The sequence below is a fragment of the Geodermatophilus sp. CPCC 205506 genome, from assembly GCF_051383635.1.
Classification (GTDB): domain Bacteria; phylum Actinomycetota; class Actinomycetes; order Mycobacteriales; family Geodermatophilaceae; genus Geodermatophilus.
Map to the genome: position 1 here is coordinate 20,931 of NZ_JALPKP010000001.1, position 10,436 is coordinate 31,366.

11 protein-coding genes are annotated in these 10,436 nt (G+C 73.4%); 8 read left to right on the forward strand and 3 right to left on the reverse strand.

Annotated elements, in window-relative coordinates; translation table 11 throughout:
* The first annotated feature begins 4 nt into the window (after positions 1-4).
* Positions 5-556 (forward strand): hypothetical protein, encoded by a 552-nt coding sequence (locus MY520_RS00085; RefSeq protein ID WP_436688829.1) that lies wholly within the window; start codon positions 5-7, stop codon positions 554-556.
* On the forward strand, positions 546-1,820 hold the full coding sequence (locus tag MY520_RS00090; protein WP_436688831.1) for a glycosyltransferase family 2 protein: 1,275 nt from the start codon (positions 546-548) through the stop codon (positions 1,818-1,820). Before MY520_RS00085 ends, MY520_RS00090 begins: the two co-directional genes overlap by 11 nt.
* On the opposite strand, the gene wecB is transcribed toward MY520_RS00090, so the two are convergent.
* Both wecB and MY520_RS00100 read right to left on the reverse strand, forming a co-directional pair.
* On the reverse strand, positions 1,813-2,976 hold the full coding sequence (wecB, locus tag MY520_RS00095) for a non-hydrolyzing UDP-N-acetylglucosamine 2-epimerase (protein ID WP_436688833.1): 1,164 nt from the start codon (positions 2,974-2,976) through the stop codon (positions 1,813-1,815). The two genes, MY520_RS00090 and wecB, sit on opposite strands and share 8 nt — an antisense overlap.
* Positions 2,977-3,062: 86 nt before the next feature.
* A complete protein-coding gene (locus MY520_RS00100) occupies positions 3,063-3,563 on the reverse strand; it encodes a hypothetical protein (RefSeq protein ID WP_436688835.1) in 501 nt (166 codons plus the stop codon).
* Between the two features lie 191 nt (positions 3,564-3,754).
* Here MY520_RS00100 and MY520_RS00105 point away from each other — a divergent pair, with 191 nt between their 5' ends.
* The 4 genes from MY520_RS00105 to MY520_RS00120 all read left to right on the forward strand — a co-directional run bounded on the left by MY520_RS00105 (position 3,755) and on the right by MY520_RS00120 (position 7,544).
* The gene (locus tag MY520_RS00105) at positions 3,755-4,249 is read left to right on the forward strand and encodes a hypothetical protein (protein ID WP_436688837.1); all 495 of its coding nucleotides are present in this window, start codon (positions 3,755-3,757) and stop codon (positions 4,247-4,249) included.
* A 317-nt stretch (positions 4,250-4,566) separates the two neighbouring features.
* Positions 4,567-5,712: an acyl-CoA dehydrogenase family protein gene (locus tag MY520_RS00110; RefSeq protein WP_436688839.1), complete on the forward strand. Its 1,146-nt coding sequence runs from the start codon at positions 4,567-4,569 to the stop codon at positions 5,710-5,712.
* Positions 5,709-7,250 (forward strand): amino acid adenylation domain-containing protein, encoded by a 1,542-nt coding sequence (locus MY520_RS00115; protein WP_436688841.1) that lies wholly within the window; start codon positions 5,709-5,711, stop codon positions 7,248-7,250. The genes MY520_RS00110 and MY520_RS00115 overlap by 4 nt, the downstream gene beginning before the upstream one ends.
* A gap of 36 nt (positions 7,251-7,286) precedes the next feature.
* The gene (locus MY520_RS00120) at positions 7,287-7,544 is read left to right on the forward strand and encodes an acyl carrier protein (protein WP_436688843.1); all 258 of its coding nucleotides are present in this window, start codon (positions 7,287-7,289) and stop codon (positions 7,542-7,544) included.
* 10 nt (positions 7,545-7,554) lie between these two features.
* Here MY520_RS00120 and MY520_RS00125 read toward each other — a convergent pair whose 3' ends face one another.
* Positions 7,555-8,268 (reverse strand): hypothetical protein, encoded by a 714-nt coding sequence (locus MY520_RS00125; protein WP_436688845.1) that lies wholly within the window; start codon positions 8,266-8,268, stop codon positions 7,555-7,557.
* A 428-nt stretch (positions 8,269-8,696) separates the two neighbouring features.
* Between MY520_RS00125 and MY520_RS00130 the strand changes: the two genes are divergently transcribed.
* Both MY520_RS00130 and MY520_RS00135 read left to right on the forward strand, forming a co-directional pair.
* Complete coding sequence (locus MY520_RS00130; RefSeq protein WP_436688847.1) at positions 8,697-9,557, forward strand: hypothetical protein; 861 nt, start codon at positions 8,697-8,699, stop codon at positions 9,555-9,557.
* 11 nt (positions 9,558-9,568) lie between these two features.
* The gene (locus MY520_RS00135; RefSeq protein WP_436688849.1) at positions 9,569-10,255 is read left to right on the forward strand and encodes a hypothetical protein; all 687 of its coding nucleotides are present in this window, start codon (positions 9,569-9,571) and stop codon (positions 10,253-10,255) included.
* Positions 10,256-10,436: the final 181 nt, after the last annotated feature.

The window sequence follows — 10,436 nt, forward strand, 5'->3', positions numbered from 1 at the left end:
GACCGTGTACAACAAGGTCGCGGGGATCTGCCTCGCCACCGCGCTGTTCATCTGCGGCGTCGCGGGATTCCCCACGCCGCCGTCCGCCCTGCCGGCCAGCACCGGCACCCTGGTGATGACCGAGGGCGGGCACGCCTCGGCGGTGCACTTCGCGCCGGGCGCCGAGATCGCGCTGCGCGGCGGAGGCTTCGCCGCCGGCGCGGCGGTCACCGTCGCGGTCTACTCGAGGCCGCAGGCGCTGCTGACGACCAAGGCCGACGGGTCCGGGGTCATCGACGTCAGCGTCGAGCTCCCGGCCGACCTCGCTCCCGGCCGGCACACCCTCGTCGCACTGGGGCTCGGGCCGGACGGCACCGCGATCTCGCTGCAGTCGCCGATCACCGTGGTCGCGGCCAACCCGGCCGCGCAGCTGGCCTACACCGGCTTCAACGTGCTGACCTACCTGGTGGCCGGCCTGGCGCTCATCGTGGTGGGCCTGGTCCTGCTCCGGACCGGGCTGATGCGCCGCCGGCTCGTGCCGGCGAGCACGGGCGGGGAGCGTGTCCGTGTCCAGTGACCTCGTGCAGGTCGTCGCCCAGGACCTGGCCACCGCGGTGGCCGTCCTGGTGCTCGGCTACCTGGTCCTCACGGTGGTCCTCGCCCGGCGTCCGCGCCCGGTGCCGACGGCCGGCCGCCGTCCGGCGCACTGGGTGCTGGTGATCCCGGCGCGCGACGAGGAGGCCGTCATCCGCAGCACGGTCATCAGTGCGCTGGACTCCGTCGGTCCGCACGGGTGGGTGGTCGTCGTCGACGACGCCTCGCAGGACCGCACGGCCGAGCTGGTGCGCGCCGTCGGCGACCCGCGCCTCTGGCTGCTCGAGCGCCGGCTGCCCGACGCCGCCGTCGGCAAGGGCGAGGCCCTCAACCACGCGTACGCGGCGATCAGCCGCCGGGTGGCGGAGGAGGGCCTCGACCCGGACGACGTGGTGCTCGGCATCGTCGACGCCGACGGCCACCTGGCACCCGGCTGCCTGGACACGGTCGCCGACTACTTCCGCGCGCCCGAGGTCGGTGCGGTGCAGATCAGGGTGCGGATCCGCAACCGGCACCGGTGGCTGGGACTGTTCCAGGACTACGAGTTCCTGGTCTTCTCCTCGATCACCCAGACCGCGCGGGAGCGGCTGGGCAGTGTGGGCCTGGGCGGAAACGGCCAGTTCGCGCGGCTGTCGGCCCTGGACTCCGTCGGCCCGCGGCCGTGGTCGGACTGCCTGACCGAGGACCTCGACCTCGGCATCCGGCTGGTCGTCGAGGGCTGGCAGAACCGGTACAGCGACGCCACCTGGGTCGACCAGCAGGGCGTCGAGACGGTGCGCGGGCTGCTCCGCCAGCGCACCCGGTGGATGCAGGGCCACTTCCAGTGCTGGCGGCTCATCCCGCGGCTGTTCGTGTCCCAGGCGCCGACCACGACCGTGCTGGACCTGAGCTACTACCTGATGAGCCCGGTGCTCGTGCTCATCGCGTCGATGGTCTTCACCGTGCCGCTGCTGTTCGCCCTCGTGGCGGTCGCCCTGCACCCGGGGTTCTTCCTCACCGGGTTCGGGCTGGTGTACCTCGCCGTCCTCTACGTCCTGACCTTCGGGCCGAGCCTGGCGCTGTGCCTGGTGTACCGGCGGCGCAGCGGGGAGATCGGCGTGGGCCGGGCGATCACCCTGGCGCACGCCCTGAGCCTCTACAACTACGTCTGGTACATCGCCGAGTGGCGGGCCCTGGGCCGCATGATCACCCGGCGGAGCGGGTGGACCAAGACCCCGCGGGTGGCGGAGCCGGTCTCCGTCACCTGACCCAGCGCGGTTCGCGGAAGTCGGGCAGCCGGGTGCCGATCCCGAGCAGCTCGGCCACCGCGGCGGCCGTCCGGAGCCCTGCGCGCCCGTCCCCGTAGGGGCTGGGCCGCAGGGCTTCGTGCGTCAGGCGTGGGGGCACCGGGTGGGCCAGTGCGGCCTCGGCCTCGGCCAGGACCCGTTCCTCGTCCGTGCCGACCAGCCGGGCCAGGCCGCGCTCCACGCCCTCCGGCCGCTCGGTGGTCTGCCGGAGGACGAGGACGGGCCGGCCGAGGCTCGGCGCCTCCTCCTGGGCGCCGCCGGAGTCGGTCATCACCAGCGAGCTGCGGGCGAGGACCCGGCAGAAGTCCGCGTAGCCGAGGGGCTCGCACAGCTGCACGTTCGGCACACCGGCGAGTGCCGGCAGCAGTGCCTCCCGGACCAGCGGGTTGAGGTGCATGGGCAGGACGACGTGCACGTCCGGACGCCGCTCGGCCAGCCGGCGGACGGCGCCGGCGATGGCGCGCATCGGCCCGCCCCACGACTCCCGCCGGTGGGTGGTCACCAGGACCACCGGGGTCCGGTGCTCGTCCAGGTGCGCGAGCTCGGGGGAGTCGTAGCCGTCGGAGCCGTCGACGGTCTCCTGCAGCGCGTCGATCACGGAGTTCCCGGTGACGACGACGTCGCCGGCGGCCACCCCCTCGCGCAGCAGGGCCGCCCGGGCCCGCGCGGTGGGCGCGAGGTGCAGGTCGGCCAGGCGCGTCGTCAGCCGCCGGTTGACCTCCTCGGGGAAGGGGTCCCACCGGTCGTCCGTGCGCAGCCCGGCCTCGACGTGGGCCACCGGTACGCGGGCGTAGAAGGCGGCCAGCGCTGCGGCGGTGGAGGTCGTGGTGTCGCCCTGGACCACGACGGCGTCCGCCGGGTCGGCGGCCAGGACGCGCTCGAGCCCCCGCAGCGTGCGCACGGTGACGTCGGTGAGGGTCTGTCCCGGACTGGAGATGTCCAGGTCGTGGTCGGGGACGATGCCGAACAGGCGGTTCACCTGGTCGAGCATGGCCCGGTGCTGGCCGGTCACGGCGACCGAGACCCGCACCCCGGGGGTCTGCCGGAGCGCGGCGATCACCGGCGCCATCTTCACCGCTTCGGGCCGCGTTCCGTACACCACCAGCACAGTCGACACGGGCGACCATGATGCGGTACCGGACGGTTCACGTCGGTTCGCCTCGCCGCGTGCGGCGGATGGGCGTGCGCGGGTCGATCGCGGGGTCAGCTGACGCAGACCGCCCCGGTGCCGGCGGCCGTCGCCGCGGTGAGCCCCGCGCGGGCGCTGCGCAGCACGTCGTGGGGCGGGACGCCGGCCGGGAGGACGGTGACCCCGGCGCAGACACCGAGGCCGGGGACGCCCAGGGCGCTGAGGGCGGAGACCACGCGGGCGGCGGCGGTCACCGCGCCGCCGACGTCCCCGCTGAGCAGTAGGGCGAACTCGTCGCGGCCGGACCGGCCGAGCCAGTCGTCGCCGCGCACCGAGCGGGCGATGATCGACGTGGCGGCGGCCAGGGAGCTCTGCGCGGTGGGGCCGTCGTCGTCGGGCCGGTGCAGCCCGAGGAGGACCAGGCAGGCGGGCACGTCGCCGGCCGCGCCGAGCCGCTCGGCCAGGTGCGCCAGCACCGAGTTCGGGCCGGGCAGGAGGCTCGTGACGTCGTCCTCCGGCGGCAGCACGGAGCTGACCGGGGGGTAGGCGGCCGTCGGGTCGCACGCGGGGCTCATACCGAGGGAGATCGGCACCACAGCCGCCCGGGTTGAGTCCTGGCGGGAACCGCCACCCGGACGGGTGTATCACGACTCGCTCACGCTTCGAACGGAACGGCCGCGTTCCACGGTCCGCAGGACCTACCCTCCGCGCGGGGGCGGACGGCGGCGTTCCGAGGAGCGCCGGCACGGGGGCTGACGGGGGCACGGTGGCAGTGCAGGACGACGTCGCGGCGGTGGCGTTCGCCGTGGAGACGGAGCTCGGGCCGGCGCAGATCCGCGCGGCGGGCAGGCGGGCCGCGGAGGCCGGCCGCCGGTACATGCGGACGACGATCAGCGAGAGCCACGCGACCCGCTCGGGGGTGCGCTACCTGGCGTACGGGCCAGGGGGGTTCGTGCGGCAGATGGCCCTGCGGGTGAGCTGGGAGGAGGCCGGCGCGGGCCGGCGGCGGGTGTGGCTGTCGGTCGGGGACCACCTCGTGGAGCGCGCCCGGCTGCTGGGCATCCCGCTGGGCCGGGCGACGGTGCCGGCGCTGTGGTCGGCGCGCCGGTTCGCAGCCGCGCTGCGGTCGGAGCTCACCGGTGCGCCGCGGCCGGAACGGGGCTCGGACGGGCCGGCCGCGCCGACCTCCTGGCCCCCGGACGGTGCACAGCTGCGCAGGCTCACCGCATCGACAGCCCGCTCGGGCCGTAGCAGCCTGTGAGGGCGCGCGGGAGGCGCCGTGGAACCGGTCGTTTCCGCTCTGGACGGCACATTGCGTCGTACACGAATGTGATGCGCCTTCGCCGTCGGACCTGGTTCTCCGGTATTCGACCCGGATCCCGTGGACGGCGCAGAGAGACATCGGAAACGTCCTCGGAGAGGTGCTCGGGCACACGCGCCGCGAGTACGGGAGTGGAGACGGTGGAATTCTCGTCGGACCCTCCGACGATGTGCGGCGGCAGAGGGGGTGGCGGAACTCCCACCATCGACTTCTGCCGGTCCTGAGATCGGGCGAACCGAGGAAACGGGGTGCCGAGCGTGGATTTCGATTGGAGCGACGAGCAGCTCAAGCTCAGGCAGGAGGCGCTCTCCTTCGGTGCCGCCGCGCTGGCCGAGCACGTCGAGCGGGACGACCGCGACGGCCGCTTCCCGAGGGAGAAGTGGGACGCCCTCGGGTCCTGGGGACTGTTCGGCCTCACGGTGCCGGAGGAGCACGGCGGATCGGGCCTGGACCCGATGACCGCGCTCGCGGTCACGGAAGGGCTCGCCGAGGGGTGCCCGGACAGCGGTCTGGTGTTCTCCGCGATCGTCCAGACCTGGGTGCTGGTGCCCACGTTCATGCGGTTCGCCACTGACGAGCAGCGGAACCGGTACCTGCCCGGGCTGGTGAGCGGGTCCCTCATCGGGGCGCTCGCCGTCACCGAACCGGACTCGGGTTCGGACGCCTTCGCGATGAAGACCCGGGCGGACCCCGTCGACGGCGGCTGGCGCCTGCGCGGGTCGAAGACCTACATCACCAACGCGCCCGTGGCCGACCTCGTCATCTGCTTCGCGCGGACGGGCGAGGGCGGCGCCATGGGCGGCGTGAGCGCCTTCCTCCTCGAGACCGGTGCACGAGGGGTCACCCTCGGCCCTCCCCTGGAGACCCAGGGCCTGCGGACCGCGCCGCTCGGGGAGATCGGTCTCGACGACGTCCTCCTCTCCGACGAGAGCGTCCTCGGCAGACCCGGTTTCGGGTTGGCCGTCTTCAACGAGGCCATGGAGTGGGAGCGCTCGTTCGTCATGAGCCTCTACGTGGGCGTCCTCGAACGGCAGCTCAAGACCGCCTGCGCGTACGCCCGGCGACGGCAGGCGTTCGGCGGCGCCATCTCCAAGCAGCAGTCGGTCGCCGACACGCTCGTCGACATGCGGGTACGGCTGGAGACCTCGCGCCTGCTGCTGTACCGGGCCTGCTGGCTCAAGGCCCAGGGCCGGTCGGTCCTGGAGCACTCGTCCATGGCCAAGCTCTGGGTCGCCGAGTGCGCCGTGGCCAACAGCCTGGACGCCATCCAGGTCCACGGTGCCCTGGGGTACGCCACCGAGGCCGGGATCGAACGGGACCTGCGGGACGCCGTCGGGGCACGCATCCACTCGGGTACCTCGCAGCTCCAGAAGGTCATGATCGCCCGGAGCATGCAGCTGTGAGCCATCACCTCATCGACGGGCTCCTGGCCGACGCGGGCCAGCGGTGGCCGGACGCGACGGCGGTCCGGGCCGAGAGCGCCTCGCTCACCTACGCCGAGCTGGACACCGCCGCCGACCGGGTCGCCGGCGCGCTGGCCGACATGGGCGTCGCTCGCGGCGACCGGGTCGCGCTGCACGTGAGCAAGAGCGTCGAGGCCCTCGCCGCCCTCTACGGCATCATGCGGGCCGGGGCGGCCTACGTCCCGATCGACCCGGGCACACCCCCGGCCCGGGGCGCGCTGATCGCCCGCGACTGCGAGATCGCGGCCCTGGTCACCGACGACGCGGCAGGGGTGGCGGCGCTCGGCCGGCACGACCCTGACATCGCGGTCCGCGGCATCGTGCGCACCGGGGACGCGCCGCCCGGCTTCGCGACCTGGGACAGCGTCCAGTCGGGCGCGCAGGAGGTTCCCCGGCGCAGGGTCATCGACACCGACCTCGCGTACATCCTCTACACGTCGGGCTCCACCGGACGCCCGAAGGGCGTGATGATCTCCCACCGGAACGGCCTGACGTTCGTCGACTGGGCGCACCGCACCCTCGGCCTCCGGCCGGACGACGTCCTGTCCAACCACGCGCCGTTCCACTTCGACCTCTCCACGTTCGACCTGTTCGGCGCGGCGAGCGCAGGGGCGACCGTGACGATGGTGCCGGCCGTCACCGCGATCTTCCCCGTCGAGCTGGCCCGCTGGATCCGCGCCCAGGAGGTGACGGTCTGGTACTCCGCGCCGTCCGCGCTCATGCTGCTGGTCCGGTCCGGCGACCTGGAGAACCACCCCATCGACACGGTGCGGCTGCTGCTCTTCGCCGGCGAGGTGTTCCCCACCAAGTACCTGGGCCGGCTGATGCGCCTGGCGCCGCGGGCCCGCTACGTCAACATGTACGGCCCGACCGAGACCAACGTCTGCACCTTCCACGAGGTGGTCGAGCCGCCCGAGCCCGAGGACCCGCCCGTCCCGATCGGGAGGGCGTGCGACAACACGCGCTGCGAGCTCGTGGACCCCCGCGGCGCGGTCATCGAGGACCTCGACGTCGAGGGCGAGCTGGTGGTCCGCGGGTCCATCGTGGCCCAGGGCTACTGGGGGGACCCGGTGAAGACCGCGGCGGGGTTCACCGAGCCGTACACGTACCGCACCGGGGACATCGCGTACTGGTCGGGACCGGCCGAGGACCCGGTCCTGCGGTTCGTCGGTCGCCGTGACCACATGGTCAAGATCCGCGGCTTCCGCGTGGAGCTGGGCGAGATCGAGGCGGTGCTCAACGCGCACCCCGCCGTCGAGGAGGCCGCCGCCGTCGCCGTCCCGGACGACGCGCTCGGCAGCCGGATCGTCGCCTTCTGCGTGGTCCACGAGGCCGACGTGGTGACCGACGTCCTGCGGCTGTGCAGGGACAGGTTGCCGATCTACATGGTCCCGCAGCGCATCGTGCCCGTGGACGTCCTCCCGCGGACGTCGAACGGCAAGGTCGACCGACCCCGGCTCGCCACCAACGTCGGGTGAGCGCACCAGCAGCCCCGTACCCCTCCTGGAGGTCCCATGTCCGAGTCCCCCGACGTCGCCACCGTGCGGGCGACGGTGCTCCAGGCCGTCGGTCCGGACGCCCTGGACGGGGCCGGTGACGACGAGCCGTTGTTCGAGCAGCGGCTGCTGGACTCCCTGGCGCTGGTCTCGATCGTCACCGCCATCGAGGACCGGTTCGGGATCTCCGTCGCGCCGGAGGACCTCGTGCCGGCGAACTTCCGCTCCATCACCGACATGGCGAGGTTCGTCTCGGGAAAGCGAGCCACCCGGTAGGGCCGTGCGCTCAGTCCGACGCTCTCCTGCCCAGGGCGGTCAGCGGCGCCCGCAGCGCTGACCGGGACGCTCGGGTGCCCGAGCACGGCGGACCCGAGGGGGTGGCGCTCCGGGGAACCTGCAGCCCGACGAGGTCGAGCAGGCGTACGGAACGCACCGTCTGCGCCACCCGGAAGCCGAAGAGGACCGTGGTGAGCAGCAGGTTCGCCGGGTTCGGACGGTCGATGTAGCCGTATACCACGGGCGCGGAGCCGTGGCCCTCGGACCGGTCGTCGATCATCGACTGCCGGTACAGGCTCTCGAGCGCGCCGCTCATCACGAAGCGCGCACTGCCGAGGTGGCGGTACTCCGGCACCGCCCAGAAGTGGTAGATGTACGCGTCTCCCGGTGCCAGGCGGAAGCGCAGGCCGCTGGACCTGTCCCGGACGAGGGGGCGCCGACTCATCCAGATCCACGAGGCGACCTCCCCGTCGAGGGTCGCCAGGTGGCAGACCTCCCCACGGGAGAAGCGGCCGGCGATCTGACGGGGCCAGCGGGCCCGGCGGAGCGGGTTGAGCACCTTGAGGGACAGGCGCACGTCGTCCGCGCGGCCGAGGCACAGGGCCGGAGCCTGCGCGGCCACGTCCGCCATCGACCTGAGGCAGTGCAACACCAGGCCGGTGTCCTGGGGCGGTGCCGGCGGCGGGTCGTCGATCCGCCGGGCGACGACGTCACTCGTGTGCACCCGGGGGAGCGACCGGGCCGCGACGCGGAGCAGGTGTCGGGCCCCGGCACTGCGGGGAGGCTCGTCCCTCCCCCCGGTCGTCGGCACCTCCGCCCGCACGTGCCGGCGGGAACGGAGCGAACTGGGGACACCGACCACGGGAAGCCTCCTCGAGGTAGGCGTCCCGGAGTCCGCGACTCACTGACGCCTTCCTGGAATGGTGCGGCCGCATGGTAGTGGCGGAACACGGGCGAAGGGCCTCCGCGCCGCCGCGGCACCCGGCCCCCTGACCAGCCGCCCATGACCGTCCTCGTGCTGGTCGGTTCGCGTCGTCGCACGTGGTGATGACGCGCGGCGGTCCGGCCGGAGGTCATCGGGGACGGACTGGACGGTCCTCAGGGCCGTGCAGGAGTGTGGGGCCCCTTTGCTGGCCGAGAGGGCGGTGCCCCGTGACGTGCGACCAGGTGCGCGACGTCGACGCGGCATCCGTCCCGGTCGTCGGGGAGGCGGAGATGGCCGAACACCTCCACCGGGCCGGCCGCCGCGTCGTCCTGCACCGGGGCCGCCACTGGGAGCAGCTGCTGCCGGGGTTCTTCCGGCCCGTCCACCTCCTGGCCAGGCTGACCCGGCAGCAGGCGACCCGTCCGGCCCGGGCCTGCTGGGGTTTCCAGGCGTGCCTCGTCGACGGCGATGCCTCCGAGGCGAACGCCGGGATCCCCGTCCACCTCATCTCCGACCTGGGCGCCTTCGACGAGGACACGTTGCCGCAGAGCCGGCGGTACCGGTTGCGGAAGGCCCGCAAACGCGCGCGGTTCGTGGAGCTGACCGGCCCTGCGCTGCTGCGCGAGCAGGGCTTCGAGGTGCTCCGATCGTCGCAGGAACGGACGGGCTACGGGTCCCTGCCGTCGAGGGACGGGTACGACGCGGCCCTGAGCGCAGTGGGCCGGCCGGCCCAGGGCGTGGTGCTGGCCGGTCTCGTCGACGGGCGGCTCGGCGGCTACCTCACCGGCCACGCGGTGGACGGCACGGCCTACCTCCGCGAGATCGTGGTCGCGACCGAGGCGCTGGGCACCGACATGAGCACCGCTCTGACGTACGAGTTCATCTATGCGTGCGGGCGCTCCGAGGGCATCCGGGAGGTGGTCCACGGTCTGCACGCCCGGGAGGACGACGGCCTCTGCCGGCACAAAGAACTCCTGGGCATCCCGCTCCAACGCGTGCCGGCGAAGGTGGTGATGCTGCCCGGAGCCGCGGCACTCATCCGGCGACGCAACCCGCACAAGTACTACCGCCTGACCGGTCGCGGCTGAGGAGCCGGGCCGTGTCCGGGGCAGCCGAGGGGCGCCGCCGCCTGCGGAGGGCGGCGGCCCGGCCGGTCAACGCAGTCGCGGAATGGGCCTTCGACCGCTGGATGGGCGTGCGGACGCGCATGCCCCTGCGGCAGGGGACAGATCCCGCCCCGGTGTCCGTGGGTGGCGATCCGCAGCACTACGAACCGGCCCCCCTGCTGCTGTGGCCGAGCGTGCACTGGGCCGTTCCGCTCGAGCGCGGTGCGACCACGTTCGTGGACCTGGGGGCTGGCCTGGGGCGCGCCGTCATCCTGGCCGCGGAGCTGGGGTTCCGGCGCGTCGTCGGCGTCGAGCTGGACGAGCGACTCGCTCGGGAGGGTCAGGAGAACGTCCGCCGGTGGCGCGCGCACCGGCCGTCGGCGTCCCGTCCCGGGCAGGAGGTCGTCATCGTCCACGGGGACGCAGCCTGCTACCGGCTGCCCGACGGCCCCACCCTGATCTGGATGTTCAACGCCTTCGGCCCGAGCACGCTGCGGCACGTCCTGGGCCAGGTGTGCTCGCGGACGCGGGCGGCCAGGGACGAGCTGGCGATCGTCTACTGCAACCCGGTGCACGAGTGGGTGTTCGACGAGTTCCCCCGGCTGACCCTGCACCGCCGGGCGAAGCGCTGGGCGGTCTACCGGCTGGACCCCGCGCCGCCCGACACCCGGCGGGCCTGAGCGCCGGACCGCCACCTCGGTCGGCCGCCCAGGCCTTGGTCGTAGGCCATTACGCCTATAGGTTTGGTGGACCTAAGAAATTGACGCAGCCCCGGGCGTGTCGCGCCACAATTCGTAGCAGTGCGATGACGCTTGAGAGAACTGCGACGGCGTGTCGTGACGGCGACGGAGAATTGTCCGG

Coding starts and splice junctions, on each gene's coding strand:
- MY520_RS00100 (WP_436688835.1), bottom strand. CDS start 3,563: ATGAGCCCCGCGTGCGACCCGACGGCCGCCTACCCCCCGGTCAGCTCC.
- MY520_RS00120 (WP_436688843.1), top strand. CDS start 7,287: ATGTCCGAGTCCCCCGACGTCGCCACCGTGCGGGCGACGGTGCTCCAG.